The sequence below is a fragment of the Thermotalea metallivorans genome, from assembly GCF_001562415.1.
Lineage (GTDB): Bacteria > Bacillota > Clostridia > Peptostreptococcales > Thermotaleaceae > Thermotalea > Thermotalea metallivorans.
On record NZ_LOEE01000078.1, the window covers coordinates 1 to 18228 of the forward strand.

At 39.6% G+C, this 18228-nt stretch carries 20 protein-coding genes; 15 read left to right on the forward strand and 5 right to left on the reverse strand.

Annotation, left to right across the window (positions count from 1 at the left end; genetic code table 11):
• Positions 1 to 266 precede the first annotated feature (266 nt).
• From nuoE to lgt, 14 genes are all read left to right on the forward strand, one after another.
• On the forward strand, positions 267 to 785 hold the full coding sequence (gene nuoE / locus AN619_RS14520; RefSeq protein ID WP_068557992.1) for an NADH-quinone oxidoreductase subunit NuoE: 519 nt from the start codon (positions 267 to 269) through the stop codon (positions 783 to 785).
• Between the two features lie 3 nt (positions 786 to 788).
• Complete coding sequence (locus tag AN619_RS14525; RefSeq protein WP_068557993.1) at positions 789 to 1181, forward strand: (2Fe-2S) ferredoxin domain-containing protein; 393 nt, start codon at positions 789 to 791, stop codon at positions 1179 to 1181.
• 41 nt (positions 1182 to 1222) lie between these two features.
• Positions 1223 to 3016, forward strand: a complete 1794-nt coding sequence (gene nuoF / locus AN619_RS14530) for an NADH-quinone oxidoreductase subunit NuoF (protein ID WP_068557994.1) — start codon at positions 1223 to 1225, stop codon at positions 3014 to 3016.
• 17 nt (positions 3017 to 3033) lie between these two features.
• On the forward strand, positions 3034 to 4779 hold the full coding sequence (locus tag AN619_RS14535; protein ID WP_068557995.1) for an NADH-dependent [FeFe] hydrogenase, group A6: 1746 nt from the start codon (positions 3034 to 3036) through the stop codon (positions 4777 to 4779).
• A 223-nt stretch (positions 4780 to 5002) separates the two neighbouring features.
• Entirely contained in the window at positions 5003 to 5638 is a 636-nt protein-coding gene (locus AN619_RS14545) for a 4Fe-4S binding protein (protein WP_198153329.1), read from the forward strand.
• A 22-nt stretch (positions 5639 to 5660) separates the two neighbouring features.
• Positions 5661 to 5981 carry a cupin domain-containing protein gene (locus AN619_RS14550; protein ID WP_068557998.1) on the forward strand — a complete coding sequence of 107 codons (321 nt, stop codon included), beginning with the start codon at positions 5661 to 5663 and terminating at the stop codon, positions 5979 to 5981.
• A gap of 274 nt (positions 5982 to 6255) precedes the next feature.
• Complete coding sequence (locus AN619_RS14555; protein ID WP_068557999.1) at positions 6256 to 7617, forward strand: MATE family efflux transporter; 1362 nt, start codon at positions 6256 to 6258, stop codon at positions 7615 to 7617.
• 290 nt (positions 7618 to 7907) lie between these two features.
• The gene (locus AN619_RS14560) at positions 7908 to 8207 is read left to right on the forward strand and encodes a DUF2933 domain-containing protein (RefSeq protein ID WP_157065033.1); all 300 of its coding nucleotides are present in this window, start codon (positions 7908 to 7910) and stop codon (positions 8205 to 8207) included.
• A 60-nt stretch (positions 8208 to 8267) separates the two neighbouring features.
• Positions 8268 to 8969 (forward strand): zinc metallopeptidase, encoded by a 702-nt coding sequence (locus AN619_RS14565; RefSeq protein WP_068558000.1) that lies wholly within the window; start codon positions 8268 to 8270, stop codon positions 8967 to 8969.
• 446 nt (positions 8970 to 9415) lie between these two features.
• Positions 9416 to 11728: a spermine/spermidine synthase domain-containing protein gene (locus AN619_RS14570; RefSeq protein ID WP_068558001.1), complete on the forward strand. Its 2313-nt coding sequence runs from the start codon at positions 9416 to 9418 to the stop codon at positions 11726 to 11728.
• A gap of 599 nt (positions 11729 to 12327) precedes the next feature.
• Positions 12328 to 12477, forward strand: a complete 150-nt coding sequence (locus tag AN619_RS16060; RefSeq protein WP_157065034.1) for a hypothetical protein — start codon at positions 12328 to 12330, stop codon at positions 12475 to 12477.
• A complete protein-coding gene (locus AN619_RS16515; RefSeq protein WP_278279909.1) occupies positions 12477 to 12608 on the forward strand; it encodes an LDCC motif putative metal-binding protein in 132 nt (43 codons plus the stop codon). The genes AN619_RS16060 and AN619_RS16515 overlap by 1 nt, the downstream gene beginning before the upstream one ends.
• Before the next feature lie 26 nt (positions 12609 to 12634).
• Positions 12635 to 13090: a hypothetical protein gene (locus AN619_RS14575; protein ID WP_068558002.1), complete on the forward strand. Its 456-nt coding sequence runs from the start codon at positions 12635 to 12637 to the stop codon at positions 13088 to 13090.
• A gap of 314 nt (positions 13091 to 13404) precedes the next feature.
• Positions 13405 to 14235, forward strand: a complete 831-nt coding sequence (lgt, locus tag AN619_RS14580; protein WP_242867419.1) for a prolipoprotein diacylglyceryl transferase — start codon at positions 13405 to 13407, stop codon at positions 14233 to 14235.
• A 161-nt stretch (positions 14236 to 14396) separates the two neighbouring features.
• Here the strand turns inward: lgt and AN619_RS14585 are convergent, their stop codons facing one another.
• From AN619_RS14585 to AN619_RS14610, 5 genes are all read right to left on the reverse strand, one after another.
• On the reverse strand, positions 14397 to 14591 hold the full coding sequence (locus tag AN619_RS14585) for a ferritin family protein (protein WP_068558004.1): 195 nt from the start codon (positions 14589 to 14591) through the stop codon (positions 14397 to 14399).
• Between the two features lie 15 nt (positions 14592 to 14606).
• Positions 14607 to 14807, reverse strand: a complete 201-nt coding sequence (locus tag AN619_RS14590) for a hypothetical protein (RefSeq protein WP_068558005.1) — start codon at positions 14805 to 14807, stop codon at positions 14607 to 14609.
• A gap of 24 nt (positions 14808 to 14831) precedes the next feature.
• Positions 14832 to 15554, reverse strand: coding sequence for a YetF domain-containing protein (locus AN619_RS14595; RefSeq protein WP_068558006.1), 723 nt, complete (start codon positions 15552 to 15554; stop codon positions 14832 to 14834).
• Positions 15555 to 15569: 15 nt separating this feature from the next.
• A complete protein-coding gene (locus AN619_RS14600; protein WP_083525171.1) occupies positions 15570 to 16268 on the reverse strand; it encodes a DUF421 domain-containing protein in 699 nt (232 codons plus the stop codon).
• 365 nt (positions 16269 to 16633) lie between these two features.
• Entirely contained in the window at positions 16634 to 16810 is a 177-nt protein-coding gene (locus AN619_RS14610; protein ID WP_157065035.1) for a hypothetical protein, read from the reverse strand.
• 150 nt (positions 16811 to 16960) lie between these two features.
• Between AN619_RS14610 and AN619_RS14615 the strand changes: the two genes are divergently transcribed.
• The gene (locus AN619_RS14615; protein ID WP_068558010.1) at positions 16961 to 17857 is read left to right on the forward strand and encodes a multicopper oxidase family protein; all 897 of its coding nucleotides are present in this window, start codon (positions 16961 to 16963) and stop codon (positions 17855 to 17857) included.
• Positions 17858 to 18228 lie beyond the last annotated feature (371 nt).

The window sequence follows — 18228 nt, forward strand, 5'->3', positions numbered from 1 at the left end:
GATTCACTACTCTAACTAAAAGGCTTTCTATGTGATATTAATCCTGATGAACCGCCGGATACGGGACCGTATGTCCGGTGGTGTGAGAGGACGGTAGATAAATTAATTATCTACCTCCTACTCGATTTTACAGTTGTCCTATGAATATTCTTGCAATTCCAGAATACATCCTATGAAAGAAAATTTGTTTGAAAATTTAGAAAAGAGGTACAAAAAAAGTATATGAAAATTTTTAAACAGAGTTATCTGGAAGGGAAGGTGTATATATGTCAAAGGCAAGACCGAAAGTCCAGACCATGGATAGACAAACATTGCCAAAAGAGAAGTATGATGCTTTGGAAGAGTACATTGATGGGCTAGAGACAAAGGAAGATTCATTGATTCAAGTGCTGCATAAGGCCCAAGAAATATTTGGCTATTTGCCAAGGGAAGTCCAGTTATTTATTGCCAGGAAGCTGGATGCTTCGGGGGCAGAGGTATCTGGTGTCGTCAGTTTTTATTCTTATTTTACTACCAAACCAAAAGGAAAGCACACCATCAATGTATGTATGGGAACAGCCTGTTTCGTAAAGGGTGCCGATAAGCTATTTCATAAGCTTCAGGAAAAGCTGGGGATAAAAACCGGAGAGACAACCAAGGATCAATTGTTTACATTAAAAGATGTAAGATGTATTGGGGCCTGCGGCTTGGCACCGGTGCTGATGATAGATGATAAAGTATTTGGCCGTGTTCAGGAAAGTGAACTGGATGGGATACTGGATCAATATCGAACAAGGGAGGTATAGGATATGACCATTAAGAGTCTTGAGGAATTAATAAAAATCCGAGAAGGAGCTCAGAAAAAAGTGAATTTGAGGCAATCAGGGGATGATGGGGAGGATATCATTGAAATATTGGTGGGGATGGCAACCTGCGGAATTGCGGCAGGAGCAAGGGAGACGCTGCATGCAATTATTGAGGAAATCAATCATAGAGAAATAAAAAATATACGGGTTGTTCCTGTGGGGTGCTTGGGGTATTGCCATAGTGAGCCGGTGATACAAGTGAATATTCCAGGAGAAGAGCCTATACTTTATGGAAAAGTGGATTCAAACAAGGCGAAGGAGATTATCCATCATCATATTCTTGGTGGAAATATATTGAAGGATTCTGTGTTAATCAATACATTTCAGCGGGCATAGGATCGGAGTTTTATAAATTGTTGGATTGAGGAGGTCGGAAGATGAATACTTATAGGACGCATATCATGGTTTGCGGCGGCACAGGCTGCATTTCCTCTGGAAGTGATCAATTGATTGACGAATTGAATCGATTATTAATAGAGACACAATATGATGGTGAAGTACAAGTGGTAAAAACAGGATGTTTCGGTTTCTGCGGACAAGGACCCATTGTAAAAATACATCCAGATGAAGTTTTTTATGTGCAGGTACAACCTGGCGATGCCAAGGAGATTATTGAAGAGCATATCATGAAGGGCAGAAGAGTGGAAAGATTGTTGTACCATGAACCTATGGAGAAAAGGAAAGTCAAGGAACATAAAGACATGGCTTTTTATAAAAAGCAATACCGTATTGCTCTGAGGAATTGCGGTTTGATCAATCCCGAGGACATACAGGAATACATTGCCTTTGGGGGGTATGAAGCCTTAGGGCGGGCGTTGACGGAAATGGAGCCGGCAGATGTTATTTCCCTGGTGAAAAGAAGCGGCCTGAGGGGGCGGGGCGGCGGAGGATTTTCTACGGGGCTAAAATGGGAATTGACAAGGCAAGCTGCCGGTAGCCCAAAATACATCATTTGCAATGCAGACGAGGGAGATCCCGGTGCTTTTATGGATCGGAGCATCCTTGAAGGAGATCCCCATAGTGTGCTGGAAGCCATGGCCATAGGAGGATACGCCATTGGGGCCAATAAAGGTTATATATATATTCGTGCAGAGTATCCCCTGGCAATTCACAGACTGCAGATTGCGATTCAGCAGGCCAAAGAACTGGGACTATTGGGGAAAAACATATTTGGAATAGGTTTTGACTTTGATATTGAGTTAAAATATGGCGCTGGTGCCTTTGTTTGCGGAGAGGAAACAGCCCTGATTCATTCTATTGAAGGAAAAAGGGGGGAACCAACGAAAAAACCGCCTTTTCCTGCAGAATCAGGCTATCGCGGCAAGCCTACCTGTGTCAACAACGTAGAGACTTTTGCCAATATCCCTCCCATCATTTTAAAAGGGGCCGATTGGTTTGCATCCATTGGAACAGAAAAGAGTAAAGGAACAAAAGTCTTTGCCTTGGCGGGAAAAGTAAATAATGTGGGATTGGTAGAAGTCCCTATGGGCATTACTTTGCGTGAAATTATTTATGATATCGGCGGGGGAATCAAAGACAACAAAAAATTTAAGGCTGTCCAGACAGGGGGGCCTTCCGGGGGCGTCATAACGGAAGAAAATTTAGATACACCGATTGACTATGAAAGTCTAAAAGCAATCGGATCTATGATGGGTTCCGGTGGAATGATTGTAATGGATGAAGATGATTGTATGGTAAATATTGCAAAATTTTACCTTGAATTTACCCAAGACGAATCCTGCGGAAAGTGTACACCTTGCCGCGTAGGAACGAAACGCATGTATGAAATCCTGGAGAAAATTACGGAAGGCAAAGGAGAAGCAGAGGACATGGAACACCTGGAGCAGCTTTCCTATATGATCAAAGACAGTGCCCTGTGCGGCCTGGGGCAGACTGCACCAAATCCTGTCTTAAGTACCATGAAATATTTTAGGCATGAATATATCTCCCATATCAGGGATCACTACTGCGAAACCGGAAGTTGCAAAGCCCTTGTGAAATATCGGATCAATCCGGAGAAATGTGTAGGCTGTACTGCCTGTGCCCGTGTTTGTCCCGTCAATTGCATATCAGGAGCCGTAAAAAAACCCCATAGCATAGAGGAATCAAAATGCATCAAGTGCGGGGCTTGCTACGATGCCTGTAAATTTGATGCAGTCATTAAGCCTTAGGGAGGGAGAATATAAAAATGAAGGAAATGATTACATTGTGGATCAATCACCAGGAATTAAAGGTAAAAAAGGGTACAACCATCTTAGAGGCTGCCAAATTTGCCAATATACATATTCCTACGTTATGCCATTTAAAATTAGAAGATTTCGGAATCGTCAACCAAGGGGCATCCTGTCGTGTCTGTATGGTAGAAGTGGAAGGCCGTCCTAATTTAATGCCAGCCTGTACAACGGAAGCCGTAGAGGGAATGAAGATACGGACCGATACACTAAGGGCCATTGTGGCCAGACGGATGGCAGTGGAACTTTTGCTGTCCAACCACCCGAATGAATGCTTTACTTGTCCCAAAAATCTCGAATGTGATTTGCAGGCATTGGCAAAGGAATTGGGTATCCGTGAGATACCATGGGTTGGAGAAAAAATGAACTATGACAAAGATACCAGCAGTGACGCCATTGTAAAAGATCCCAATAAATGTGTAATGTGCAGACGATGTGAAACCATGTGCAATGATGTACAAACCTGTAGGATTTTATCGGGGATGAACCGGGGTTTTGATGCTTTTGTGGGACCGGCATTTAACATTCCCATGGTGGAATCATCATGCACCTATTGCGGGCAGTGTGTGGCAGTCTGTCCGACGGCAGCCTTGACAGAGGTAAACCATACCAATAAGGTTTGGAAAGCACTGAATGACCCCAAAAAGCATGTGATTGCACAGGTAGCACCAGCCATTCGTGTGGCTCTGGGTGAAATGTTTGACATGGCACCGGGCACCATCGTCACAGGGAAACTGGCTACTGCCTTGAGAAGATTAGGATTTGACGGCGTTTTTGACACGGATTTTGGTGCAGATTTGACAATCATGGAAGAGGCTTCAGAGCTTGTACATCGATTGAAACACAACGGCCGGCTGCCGATTTTGACAAGTTGTTGCCCCGCTTGGGTAAAATTTTTTGAACACCAGTTTCCGGATATGCTAGATATTCCATCTACATGCAAATCTCCCCATATCATGTTTGGAGCAGTGGCAAAGACCTATTATGCAGAAAAAATGGGTATCGATCCTGAATCAGTCGTTGTTGTATCCGTGATGCCGTGCATTGCCAAAAAAGCGGAGGCAAAACGTCCTGAACTGACAAAGGATGAAAATAACAATGTGGATATTGTGGTAACCACAAGGGAATTTGCTGCTATGCTAAAGGAAGCAGGAATTGATTTTGCTACCTTGGAAGACAGTGATTTTGACAGAATACTTGGAGAAAGTACCGGTGCTTCCGTCATCTTTGGTACTACCGGCGGTGTGATTGAAGCAGCAGTTCGAACTGCCTATGAATGGATCACGGGAGAAACCTTGGAAAATGTGGAATTTAGCCAATTAAGAGGCATAGAGGGTATCCGTGAGGCGGAGGTAAAGGTAGGAGATCGTGTGTTAAAAATCGGAATTGCCCATGAATTGGGAAACGCCCGACGGCTGCTGGAAGCCATTAGAGAAGGAAAAGTCCATTATGATGCCATTGAAATCATGGCATGCCCCGGAGGATGTGTTGGCGGTGGCGGGCAACCGTACCATCATGGCAATATGGAAATTATCCGAAAGCGTCAAGAGGCCATTTACAAGGAGGATCGCAATAAACCAAGAAGAAAATCCCATGAAAATTCTGAGGTGTTGCAATTATATCATGAATACCTGGGAGAACCCTATGGGGAAAAGGCCCACCAATTGCTGCATACCTATTATGAGGCAAAGGAAAGAATTTAAATGGTGCGGTAGGGCAAAAAGTCATGGCGTTTTCGTCCAACGATGGCGAAGGGCCATGACTTTTATATGTTATATCAAGAAACCCTCAAAAATTGAAAAGGAGAACGGAGATAAAAAATTTAAAAAAGTGACAAATGTTACAGTTTTTTTAGGTATATATGGCTATAATGATTTCTGAAAAGATAAAAAATAATGGAAAGGGAGAGGTGTGGGAGCCATGTCTTTGAAGGGCAGAAGAATCGTTCAAGGAATTTTTCTGACAACATTTATAATTTTAATTGGCATGAAAAGAGTGAACATGTGGAGTCTTCTATTTTTCGGAAGTGCTGCAACTGCCATTGTTTTCGGCCGTTTTTACTGTGGTTGGTTATGTCCTATAAACACATTGACAGAAGGAATTGACAATTTATATGGGCGATTCAACATGAAAAGAAAAGAAGTGCCAAAATGGATGAAAAATCCTATCTTTCGCTATGCTGTTCTGATGATGTTTATAGGCATTATGATCTTTTCCATAAAATCCGGAAAGAGACTGCCTGTGCTGCCTGTGTTGACGATCTTGGGGGCGGGTCTAACATTGTTTTTTGTTCCAGCTTTGTGGCACCGATATCTATGTCCTTTTGGAACAATTCTGAGTTTTACAGGTTCTTTCGCAAGGCGTTCTTTGCATATCGATGAAGGCAGCTGCGTGAGATGTGGGATTTGTAAGAAGGTCTGTCCGGATGAGGCTGTTCAAATGAATGGCCCCAAAGTTATTCCCCATATTGATAAGAAAATGTGTTTGCAGTGTAATCAATGCGTAGATGCATGTCCTAAGGGTTCTATTGGATACATGCAGCAAGTTTCCTATTCCAAATAATAAATGAAAGGAAGATGAAAAAATGGAAAAAAAGTATGATTTTAAAATGCAGGATGAAAAGATCATAGAGGTTATTGTGGATGATGAAAATCTAATGCTCAACCACATCGTCCTTCCAAAGGATACGGGGTTGCCTGAGCATTATTCAAACTCCAATGTGTACCTGGTGATTATCAGGGGAACCATGACCATAAAGCTGAATGACGGGGATGGGAAGACGTATCATCAGGGAACAATTCTGAATATACCTTTTCAAACCAAGATGAATATTCAGAACCATTCAGAGGAAATCCTTGAGTTTTTTGTGGTCAAGGCTCCGAACCCTAGAGATATGGTGAAATAACCATCGAATCAGTATAACTACATTTCCTATTTTTTATGATATTATAAAAATCCCCTGGATATCGTCGGATAACCAGGGGATTTTTCTGGAAAAGATGGTATCCAATCAATCTTTTCTTGATCTTTTCTTGATTTTAATAGAAGAACCAAGGCGTATATTGATTTTTAAAACAAACTATGGTATATTCAAAGGAATATTTATAAGGGAAGCGAATATTTATATTGGCGTAATAATTATATGAAAAAAACAGCACATCAAAATAAGGAGAAAGCATATGAATCCTACATATCTAAAAGACAAACATTTTTATAAAACAATGCTGGGGATCGCCTTGCCTATTGCGTTGCAAAATCTGATTTCGTCTTCCCTAAATATGGTGGATACGGTGATGATCGGAAGACTCGGTGAGACTGAAATTGCAGCCGTAGGTTTAGCAAATCAAGTATTTTTTTTGTTTATTCTTCTAACCTTTGGGGTGAATAGCGGCTGTGCCATTTTTATTGCCCAATTCTGGGGGAAAAAAGATATATTCAATATTCGCAGGGTGCTGGGGCTTGCTTTAATTTCTGGAGGTATGATCAGTCTTAGCTTTGCCGCTGGTGCTTTCTTTGTTCCTAGTTTTATTTTAAGCATATTCACAAAGGATAAAACTGTAATTGAGCTGGGAGCCCAGTATCTGAGAATTGTATCCTTCAGTTATTTTATTACGGCCATAAGCTTTGCCTACGGGTTTGCATCGAGGAGTATCGGAAAGGCAAAACTGCCCATGATGGTCAGTGCGGTTTCTTTATTATCCAATACGGTACTCAATTATCTGCTGATTTTTGGGAAAATGGGATTCCCGGCAATGGGATTGAGAGGAGCTGCCCTTGCTACCCTCATCGCCCGATCGATTGAGTTGTTTTTAATGTTGAAAATGATTTATAAAGATGGAGAGGTATTGGCGGGGAAAATCAAAGAAATGTTGAACCTAGACTTGGGGTTTATGGCAAAAGTGTTTCAAACGGCCCTCCCCGTGATTCTGAATGAAGGCTTCTGGTCCTTAGGCATGGTCATGTATTCTATTGCTTACGCTAGGATTAGTACAGAGGCCATTGCTTCTATACAGATCTCCAATACCGTGCAGAATGTATTCATGGTGGTTGCCATGGGGCTGGGAAACTCCTGTGCTGTTATGCTAGGCAATGAAATTGGAGCAGGCCATAGAAAAAAGGCCATCTCCTATGCAGCTACTTTTTCCATATTAGGACCTGTACTAGGGGCTGCCATGGGCTTTGTTTTGATTTTGGCATCACCTTTTATCCTATCGTTATTTAAAGTATCACCAACGGTCTATGAAAATGCCCATAGAATATTGATCCTCATGGGGCTGTTTATGGCTGCCAGGATCTTCAATACGATCTTGATCGTGGGGATATTGCGAAGCGGTGGAGATACAAAATTTTCATTGTTTTTGGAAATGGGAAGCGTGTGGCTGTTGGGAGTACCGCTGGCATTTGTAGGTGCTATTCTATGGAAACTGCCGGTATATTGGGTATATGCTTTGATCTCCCTGGAAGAGTTGCTGAAGGCTTCTATCGGCCTGCCTAGGGTGATATCGAAGAAATGGGTGCGAAATGTGGTAGAACATATGTAGGAAAAGGGAATCAAATTGATTTCCAATGTAGCAAATATCAGAATCGTTGTAGGATTTCCTACAGGATGTTCTGCAAAATGAGATGCAATGTTCAATATATGCAATGAAAAGCGAATTCAATACACAGAAGGACTAGGGAAGTTATTTGCCGACGGTCCTTTTTTATTTGCCTAAATAACTTGGCACGGAAATTGCATTAAAATATTCAAGGGATGGGATACAGGGGGCCAAGCAATCAAGGCAGGGAATTTGAAAAAGATGATAAAAAAGTAAATGAAGGAGGAAGTTATATGGAGAAGATGGATAGAAAAAATCAAAATTGTCATGATGAGGGAAACCAAAATTCTAAGGGAACATGGAAGCACGGATTGCTCATGATCCTGTGCTGTTTACTGCCAATCCTTATTATTGCAGGGTTGCCCTTATTCGGAATCAAAGGAGGCATCTTGTCTTCCCTTGCATTTCTTTTATGTCCGTTAATGCATATTGCGATGATGTTTATGATGAGAAAATCGGGACATGGAGGATCTTGCCATGGAAGGGCAGACAACGATAATGCGGTAGACGGTGGCGGGCAGAGAGGGAATTAGGTTTTAAAATAGCAAACAGGAAAAGTATGAGGGTGATTCCAATGAGGAGGGAGCAAAAAGATGTTTCCATTTTTCTATGATCCAACCTTTATTTTAATGATCCCGGCAATCCTTTTGGCGATATATGCTCAAGGAAAGGTGCATAGAGTATTTCAGAAATATGACCAATACCGGGCACGAATTGGAATGACCGGGGCGGAACTGGCCAGGGATATTCTCAGAAGCCAAGGAATTCATGATGTGCGTGTTGAACTGGTCGGAGGACACATGACAGATCACTATGATCCTCGAAATAAAGTATTAAGATTATCTTATGACATTTATCACGGTACTTCCTTAGCTGCCCTAGGCGTGGCAGCCCATGAGGCAGGTCATGCCCTGCAGCATTTTGAGGGTTACACCATGCTGATATGGAGAAATATGATCGTGCCCTTAGCTGCCATCGGATCACAGGCGGCTTTTCCCCTATTGTTCATTGGACTTCTGCTAGGATCTCAAACCTTGGCTGAACTAGGGGTAGTTGTATTTATGTTTGCCGTATTGTTTCAGCTGATAACGCTGCCGGTGGAGTATAATGCCAGCAACAGGGCCTTGAATATTTTGTCCGGTGGGGGATATATTACAATAGAAGAGGAAATGCCTGTGAAAAAAGTGCTTCATGCTGCAGCCCTGACCTATGTGGCGGCTACCGTCATGGCGATGTTGCAGTTAATAAGACTACTCATGATATCGGGACTATTAGGTCGGAGAAATGATTCCTGAGGCATAATAGAAGAAATCACAAAAGTAGGTACCTTCTCAAGAGGGTACTTATTTTTTGATTGTTATGGCTATGTAGAAAAATGATTTTGCTTGTGACGGATATGCCACAAGGCTTGAAGGATATACAACAGAAGATGGATCCAGGAAGGAGAGTAGAATGGGAGAAGATTGATTTATTTCAAGATAAATCTCATGTTGGCATATAGATTGCAAATATTATTTGCAAAAAATGAAAGAGAGGAGATGGTATAGTTGATTTGCCTCCATTGCAACAATAAAAGCGTCGAAAAGATCGGAATGAGAAGATATTATTGCAGCAACTGCTGTCATGCGTTTGAAGAAAAAGTAGGAGAAATGATTTTATACATTTTGGATAAGGACGAGAAATACCAAAAAGTTTATACTATCGCAAAGGTAAAAAATTTATGAGTATAAGGAGGAAACAAATGGTAGAGATAAATGTTCAGAAAAAAAGTAGAGTTTGTCTTTATTCATCGATGTTTTTTATGGGCCTTTCCCTGTTGTTATACGAGGTCATATTGACGAGGCTCTTTTCCGTAATTTTAACATTCAATTTGGTGTTTTTCGTAGTTTCCTTTTCCATTCTTGGAAGCGGAATGGGCGGGATTTGGGTTTACAAGGTGTTAAAAGAGAATAAAGGGAGAAGTGCAAAAGAGATATTGATTAAATTTGCCATGTGGATGCCTATAAGTATTCTCTGGGCAATCGGGCTTATATATTTCCTGCCGTTTTTGCCTATATTTACGATTTATGCCATAATTGGTGCCGTGCCTTTTTGTTTGGGAGGCATCATCATCTCATGTATATTTCAGGAAAAGGAAAACAAGAGCAGCAAACTGTATCTGATGGATTTAATGGGCTCAGCCATAGGAAGCTTGGCAGCCATCCCATTGATGAATAGGCTAGGATTCATGGGGAGTGTGGTTGTGATCAGTATTTTATCCTTACTGGCCAGTATGTTGATCTATCAATATTTTAAAGAAACCAAAAGACTTATGGCGATGGGTATAGGACTACTGATGCTGGTAAGCGGTTTGATACAAGGGGATGTAATCAAAGGTATAGAGAAAAATTTTAATGCCTATTATTCTAATTCTACGAAGATCATTGGATATTTGAAAAAAACTGATGAAAAACCCTTAGGGATTTCTTTTACCAAGTGGGACGCAATTTCTAGAACCGACGTCATAGAAACAACCAATAGAAATGAGAAAATTATTGTAACCGATGGAGGAGGTGCTGCCCCAATTATAAAATTCAATGGGGACTTAAAATCTGTTCAGTATTTGAAAAAAGATGTAAACTATATTCCTTTCAGCTTTGGCAAGAATGAAACTGCCCTTGTCATCGGTTCCGGGGGAGGCAAAGATGTTTTGTTTGCTTTATTAGGGGGAACAGAAGAAATCCATGCAGTGGAGATTAACACTTCTACCATTGAGGCCGTAAATTATTTCAAAGACTTCAATGGGGACATCTATCATCGACCAGGCGTAGAAGTGCACAATCAGGACGGAAGAAATTTTATTGAGAATAGCAAGGAGAGATATGACAATATCTATCTTTCCATGGTTATGACCAATGCCATTGAAAATACAGCCTATTCCCTGTCAGAAAACTATATATACACCTATGAAGCCTTCCAAAAATATTTTGAACATCTCAGTGAAAAGGGCAAGCTTAGTTTTATGATGCATAGTAGTTTAGATTTGACAAGAATTGTAAACACGGGGATCAAAGTTTTGCTGGATCAGGGGATCCCCCAGGAACAGGTTACAGATTATTTTGTAATTATTAATGGTGCCGATAAGCGGCATCAGAATATGCATAGAGAAGAAATCAGTATGCCTTTGGTAATTTTTAAGAAGCAGCCTTTTACAAAAGAGGAAATTAACACTATCAAGGCAGAGGTCACAAAACAAAATCGAGCAATGATTCATTATCCTGGCGGGGAAGATGGATTGTATCAGCTGATAAAGGAGAAAAAAATGAATTTTGAGGAATTGGTAAAAACTATTCCTTTTAACGCCGCGCCCATCACAGACAGCAAGCCCTTTTTTTACAGATATACAAAATTTTTTCCTACGGAAATCCTATATGTTTTTCTGGGAGGGCTTTTGGTCTGGTTGGGGATACACAAAAAATACTTAACCCGACTGGAGAACAAGAAGACATCCACTTATTTCATGGGGCTTGGGGTTGCATTTATGCTTGTAGAAATTCCAATGATTCAGAAAATGAATTTATATTTTGGAAATCCGTCTATGACCTTTAGTGTAGTCTTATTTAGTATCTTGGTAAGCTGTGGAATTGGGAGTGGATTCAGCGGGACCCGGATTGGACGAAAGTTTACTGCCCATTCTTCTGCTTATTTGTTGAGTATCGCCATTATGATTACCATTACCCAGCTCAACATGGATAACATGATGGAGATGACCAATCACCTTGGTTTTATGAAAAAAACATGGATAGGATTTATCATGATTTTTCCCATGGGGCTGCTGATGGGGGTGGCATTCCCTACAGGGCTTCAGAAGCTAAAGGAGATATATCACGACAAGGATATGATTCCATTCATGTGGGGAATCAATGGAATCTTTTCGGTAATCGGTTCAACCTTGGCCATTATGGTCTCCATGAAGTTTGGTTTTGATGCAGCTATTTATACAGGGGCAGGAATATATTTGCTTTTATATCTATTTAACCCTTTGAAGAACGGTAGATGTGGAAAACATATTTAGGATTTTCTTTAATCCCCGAAAGGGTTGGATATAATTATTAGGAAGAATCTCCACAATCAAAAATTTGTCCTTGTTTGTCCTTAAAAAGAGGGCCCATTTACTTTATTTGGAGGATATGGGAGAGCTATATTGAAAAATATACCGGGTGTTACGAAAGCCAGGTCACTATAGACGAAGATCATTGGGGTATAGGCTGCGGCAAATGAAAAATAAGCTGTGGTATATGACGCATCGTGTTGAAAGAAAACTATCGCATTAGAAATGAGAGATAAGCACTGAACAGGTGCTTATTCTCCCATTTAGGAGATAGAAAGTTTATTTGTCTGTTATATTTGAATGGGTTAAGATATCATTCAATATTTTGTGGAGAATAGCAAAAATATTTTTAGTTTTAAAATATGTTGGCACGAATATTGCATAAAATAAGTATACAAAAACAAAGAAGGGGATAATGAGTGATGGAAAGGTTAAAAAGGATTATAGTATCTTCTATTTTACTTGTATTGACAGTAAGTGTTACGGCAGGAATTCTCACATTAAATCAAATTTTAGCTGCAGCTTTTAATATTTAGTCATTTTGAGAAAAGAGGTGAATCGTTATGTTGTGGGTCATTAGAATTTTGTATATCATTCTCATTGGCTTTGTCGTATACCGAATGTTTAAGGGTGGAGGATGCTGCGGTGGAGGGCACCACGGACACCATGGAGGAAATGCATCGCCAACGCAAAAGAAGGAGGAGAGGATATAATGAAAAAATGGTTTCAGAAATTTTTAAAAAAACTGGAGGAGGCGAATAAGAAAAATTTTGGCACCCAAAGGCTAGATTGCTGTGATGTAAATCAAAAGAGCAATCAATCAAAAACCGTGAAACACAAATAATTTTCCTAAAAAGGAGGCGTTTTCAAATGAAAAGGAAAAGTATACTATTATTAACAATTTCAGGGGTATTGCTTGTTGGTTCAGTTACAGGTCTTGCTTATGCAAATGCAAAGAATGGAGATGCTGATGCACTGAGTAAGTTGAATATGGAAAGAAAACTATGGACAACCAGCAACAGTAATGGAAAAGAACAAGACAAAGCACAATATGAAGATATGCTGAAATTAATGAGGGAAAATGGATGGGAAGGCATGGCAAAGGCAATGACAGATAAGGATTATGCGGCTATGGATCAATTCATGAATAATCTGACTGACGAAGATTATCAAAAAATGATTAAAATGATGAGAGGCAATGGCTATGAAAGCATGGCGAATATGATGGAATCCATGGACAAAGATTCAATGATTCAAATGCACAATGCAATGGGAGGAGCAAAAAGCTGCCATAGGACTGGCTCAGGCATGATGGAAAATCTATAAGGAAAAGAGGAGAAGATCAAAAAAATTTTTGCTATTTATACCCCCTAGGGGTATAAATAGTGGCTATGAAAGATCATGAGAATAGAATAGGTTTATCTATTCATTTATATCTGAACTAGTGTCATGGCTGCCTGTCAACGGCAGCTCTCTTCTTTTCATAACCCATAGGAGATAATAAAGACTTGGAGATTATGGATGTTTTTTCAACTTCCGTTATATGTTTTTCCGAAGCCTATTTACTGGTCTTCTGAAGGAAGATTTTCCTAAATCAGTTGGACATCTTTCTCAACATGATAAATGTAGGAGGGACAAAATTGAAAGAGTTATTTAAAATTGGACATTTTGGCATATATATATTCGGAGTGACAATTGTAGCAGGCATGCTTGCAGGGCTTTTGATTATGATGAGGGAAGCGAAGCGCAAGGGAATGGATAAGAACAAAATGCTGGATTTGGCCACATATACCATTATTGTTTCCATTATCGGAGCCAGAGCATATTATATTTTAGCCTTTGACTTTCCATATTATTTAAAAAATCCTATAGAAATCTTCTATATAAGGAATGGCGGCCTATCCATACAGGGAGGCTTAATTGCAGGCGTTTTGTTTGCTCTTTGGTATACAAAGAAAAATAAAATTTTCTTTTGGAAAGCAGCCGATGCCTTTGCCCCCGGTATCATCATGGGGCAAGCCATTGGAAGGATCGGCTGTGATGTGTTTGGCATACCCATGGAACGTATTTACCCTTGGGGTGTAAAAATCAATAATCAGATACTGCATCCTGTGCAGATATATGAAATGCTTTTGAACCTCATCCTTTTCACCTACCTTTGGAGAAGCAGGGGGAAACTGAAATATAATGGAGAACTATTTATCAAATACATTATGGGATTTTCAATGAATAGGGCAATAGTTGAGTTCTTTAGAAGCAATCCAATGGTCATTCAACCCTTTACCATTGCCCATGTGACAAGTCTTTTTATCATTATCGCGGCATTTCTTGGGGGCAGAAGTATTCGTGAAAAACAAAGGGTTGCGAATGAAATACCTTCCAATGACTATGTAAAGGTATCTATTTTTGAATATATGCTAATCTTTGGAATCGGAGCAGTCGGTACCTTGATTTATTATTCTCTCTATTAAAAAAGACACCACTTTGCAAGTTAAATTTCATGAAGCGATTTTTGTAAAGTGGAGCATGAAATATCCTACTTTATTTAAAATGAAGGGCTTCAGGATAAATTCTCCTGAAGCCCTAGCTCTAAAAGTTTAATGATGTGATTGCATGCCACAGTTTTTGTTTATTACATTTTTCCTTGTTTCATCATGTTCTTAATTTCCTGCTGCAGCTGTGTAATATTTTGCATTTTTGCATCTCTTAATTGGGTGAAAAGCTGACGAATCTCTGGATTGCTGATCTCCATCATGTATTTATTATACATAGATTGTAGCATCATTTCATTTTGTAGAGAATCCTGTAGGAAGTCCATAGTATTCATTGTGTATCACTCCCTTTAAACAATTGAAAATTTTGACATGGTTTGTGTCAATGTATTATAGTGATTTCGGGCACCTTGTTCCATTTCCTTTAACATTTGTTTGAGTTTAGGATCGTGAATCTGCTGAGAAAGGTGGGCATATTTTTTTGCCATACTTTCTTCATGAAATAGCATTTCCTTTAAAGCATTATTCATGATTTCTTGCTCCGTAAGCATTTTTATATTACCTCCTTGTATTTCTTATTTTTCGGTAATTACTGAATAATATAGTTCCCCGGAAGAATCAATCATTGCTGCATAGACGTCCGCCATATTAGTTATGCCTTTTCTAGACAACTGATTTTTTAACCATTCATGATCATATCCCAATTCTTTTAGGTTTTCTTCAACAACCTTCCCATCATTGATAAGAAGGGTAGGAAGACCACCACCTATGGTTTGAATATTTAAATCCTTTGGTGTTACAGGCTGATAATCGGATTTTTTTAAAACACTTACATGTCCACTGGTTTCCAAAATGGCAGCTTCCACTTCACCAATATTCGGAGCGTCTATGTTCCGCATATCCGATAGAAGCAGTTCTAAAGGAAAGAAGGCTTTTGCCATATTAGGACGAAGAATTTTTCCTCCCGATATCAGTGGTATTGATTTTCCCATCACAACCTTAGCGAAAGTCCTATTTTTTACGGCAATATAGGATATGAGATAGTGGAGAAGGTATATAACAGCAATTATGGCAGCAGTATTAATAAAACTTATTTTTGCTTCAAATAGCGGAGCTGCTGTGATTCCACCCATCATCCAGAAAAATGCAAAATCATATCCTGCAAATTGCCCTCCAGACCTGTGGGGTAAAACTTTCCCTTCTATGTACAACAAAATTCCCACGGCAATGCTTCGTAAAGCGAATATAAAGGGACCAATTTTTTCAGCGGATCCAAATATATCTTTTAAAATTTCCATGAGATCCCTTCTTTCCTATATACTTATATAAACTGTTCCGTCCGATTCAAGCATAGCTAAAAATATATCTTTTGGATTGGCAATGCCCTTTTCTCTTAATTTTGTCATTAGCCACTCATGATCTAATCCTATGGCATGAAGATTTTTTTCATCAATCTTTCCATCATAAATAAGAATTGTCGGCAATGCTACCATTTTCGGCGGTAAGTTCATTTGTTTTCGTGTGAGGGGTAAGGCTTCAGGCTTCTTAATAACACTGATTTTCCCATAGGGTTCCAATACAATGGTATCAATTTCTGATAGATTATGGGCTCCTTTTAGTCTTAATTGTCCTAATAGATTATCTATTGTTACATGGCAATCAAGCATATTTTTTCTGTGTATGATTCCATCCTTCATAAGGATTGTCGGTTTTCGGTCAATGGTCTTAGGCCATTTTATATCCAAATAAGACAAAAAGATATTTACAAAAGCATATACAAAAACAATGACGATTCCAGAAGTAAGGGAAGACTCAGGATTTAACATTCGAATCGCAGCCAAGCTGACAATGCCGGCAGCTACCAAATAGTTGTGACCTGATAAAATTCCTACTTGACGATGCCCCATCAATCGAGTTGCAATAATTAATGCGATATAGAGAATAATTGCTCTGATGGCCAGTGCAAAGGTGGATAAATCCTTGCTGCCTTCCCAAAATGAATTCCAGTCCAAAGCGGCACCTCCTAAACGATTACCATTGATAGCTATTTTTCAAGTAGTCCTGAAAGAATAACCGCAAGGATAATAATGATAATGCCCATATATAAGTGGGTTTTCGATAGAACTTCGGCAACGTTCGAGACTTTTGTCATTTTCATTTGATTTTCCTGATTTTGCGGTGTAGATGGACTGATAAGGCCTTGCATTTTAGGACCATATACGAATACCTGAAGAAATAAAATAAGTATCATGACTGCTACCAAAATAAGCTTAACAAATAGGACAATGCTTGAAGATGCTTCAAAAAATGGAGTCAACTTATCTTTCTCGCTATAGATTGCATAAATTCCTGTAAGTATGAGGATAACTAGACTGGCTCATGTAAGATTAGAAAATTTTTTCATTGCGATGCCATTTACCCCATGAGCCTTCATATCTCCTAAATTATTCAGTGCTGGCTTAACGGCAAATTCGCTGTATATCATGCTGCCGATCCAGGTTACGGCAGCCAGAATATGCAATGTACTGGATAGGGTATGAAGTATTTTTTCCATAGCATAAAAACCTCTCTGAAATGGATAGTTTAAGTATTCTATAGTATATTGTGCATTTGCCGGAAAATTATTCATTCAATACTTTCTCACATATTTAACCTTATAAGTATATATTGTTATTAAAAAAATAAAGATAAAGGAGCGTTTTCTATGGTTATTACTCCTGATGTGCCTAATCTCCCTTTTATAATGCGAAAGGGTGTAAAATGTTTTGAATTAGTTGCTGAGCCGGTTATCAGGGAATTATTACCAGGGCTCTATATAAAAGGGTGGGGATATAATGGCAGCATTCCAGGGCCGACAATCCAAGTCTACCCGGGTGATTATGTCAATATAAGAGTATATAACAGGCTTCCTGAAGCCACCAGTGTTCATTGGCATGGTTTAGATGTACCTAATGTTATGGACGGTGTACCTGACGTTCAGCCATCACCTGCAATTCAACCTAACCACTACTTTGACTACCATTTTAAAATTATTAATCCTCCCGGTACTCATATGTACCATACACACCATATTGCGGCAAAGCAGGAGATGATGGGACTGGGAGGAGGGTTTATTATTTTAGAGCCTGATGAACATAAAAGCGATATACAGCGAGATTACTTTATTATGCTGCAAGAATTCCACGTGAAAGGCTTACAACCTCATGAAGTTAAACCGGGCATATATGATATTGATCCATACGCCCATACCTTTAATTTCTTTACGATGAATGGGCGAAGCTTCCCATATACAACACCGTTGCATGTCAAATATGGTGACAATGTGCGAATCAGATTAGGAAACATCCAGGAAGGGGCGCATCCTATCCATATTCACGGACACCAGTATTATGTGACTGCTGCTGATGGAAATTCAATCCCTGTGGGTAACAGACTGCTGAAAAGTACTATTCTTGTCGCTTCTGGTGAAACATGGGATATTGAATTTAAAGCGAATAACCCCGGCATTTGGCCTTTCCACTGCCACATCCCCCACCACATGAGCAATAATCTAACCAGTCCAAGCGGGGGGATGTTTACGACGATTGTATATCGAGATTGAGAATTTCTAATGGTGGGCGTAATGTTATATAGAACAGCATATTACTTTGCAGTATTGCTTTTTAATGCAATACAAAGCGATTTATCCGTTTGAAGACCAGCTAATAAAAGTCAATAGTTAAATTCAAGTTTTTTTAAAGAAAATGATTTTTCTAAAAAGGGTACAGCAAAGCTAACCATTGATGAAAGCCGAACAATGGCTTTTAAAAAGATTTGAGTTGTATCAACCTAAGCAACGATGCTTGGGCGTGAATTTTTATCATTTCTCCATGATTGATGATCTTCAGGGCTCCTAAGCACGAATGGCTTTTCATCACGGAGAACCGCAAAGATATAATGGAGAAGCTTGTGCATTACGGCTACAAGGGCTAC

Excerpts from the sequence above, each read along its gene's own strand:
- nuoE (WP_068557992.1), top strand. The coding sequence starts at position 267 with ATGTCAAAGGCAAGACCGAAAGTCCAGACCATGGATAGACAAACATTG.
- AN619_RS14525 (WP_068557993.1), top strand. The coding sequence starts at position 789 with ATGACCATTAAGAGTCTTGAGGAATTAATAAAAATCCGAGAAGGAGCT.
- nuoF (WP_068557994.1), top strand. The coding sequence starts at position 1,223 with ATGAATACTTATAGGACGCATATCATGGTTTGCGGCGGCACAGGCTGC.
- AN619_RS14535 (WP_068557995.1), top strand. The coding sequence starts at position 3,034 with ATGAAGGAAATGATTACATTGTGGATCAATCACCAGGAATTAAAGGTA.
- AN619_RS14550 (WP_068557998.1), top strand. The coding sequence starts at position 5,661 with ATGGAAAAAAAGTATGATTTTAAAATGCAGGATGAAAAGATCATAGAG.
- AN619_RS14555 (WP_068557999.1), top strand. The coding sequence starts at position 6,256 with ATGAATCCTACATATCTAAAAGACAAACATTTTTATAAAACAATGCTG.
- AN619_RS14560 (WP_157065033.1), top strand. The coding sequence starts at position 7,908 with ATGGAGAAGATGGATAGAAAAAATCAAAATTGTCATGATGAGGGAAAC.
- AN619_RS14565 (WP_068558000.1), top strand. The coding sequence starts at position 8,268 with ATGTTTCCATTTTTCTATGATCCAACCTTTATTTTAATGATCCCGGCA.
- AN619_RS14570 (WP_068558001.1), top strand. The coding sequence starts at position 9,416 with ATGGTAGAGATAAATGTTCAGAAAAAAAGTAGAGTTTGTCTTTATTCA.
- AN619_RS16060 (WP_157065034.1), top strand. The coding sequence starts at position 12,328 with ATGTTGTGGGTCATTAGAATTTTGTATATCATTCTCATTGGCTTTGTC.
- AN619_RS16515 (WP_278279909.1), top strand. The coding sequence starts at position 12,477 with ATGAAAAAATGGTTTCAGAAATTTTTAAAAAAACTGGAGGAGGCGAAT.
- AN619_RS14575 (WP_068558002.1), top strand. The coding sequence starts at position 12,635 with ATGAAAAGGAAAAGTATACTATTATTAACAATTTCAGGGGTATTGCTT.
- AN619_RS14585 (WP_068558004.1), bottom strand. The coding sequence starts at position 14,591 with ATGAATACTATGGACTTCCTACAGGATTCTCTACAAAATGAAATGATG.
- AN619_RS14590 (WP_068558005.1), bottom strand. The coding sequence starts at position 14,807 with ATGCTTACGGAGCAAGAAATCATGAATAATGCTTTAAAGGAAATGCTA.
- AN619_RS14595 (WP_068558006.1), bottom strand. The coding sequence starts at position 15,554 with ATGGAAATTTTAAAAGATATATTTGGATCCGCTGAAAAAATTGGTCCC.
- AN619_RS14610 (WP_157065035.1), bottom strand. The coding sequence starts at position 16,810 with ATGGAAAAAATACTTCATACCCTATCCAGTACATTGCATATTCTGGCT.
- AN619_RS14615 (WP_068558010.1), top strand. The coding sequence starts at position 16,961 with ATGGTTATTACTCCTGATGTGCCTAATCTCCCTTTTATAATGCGAAAG.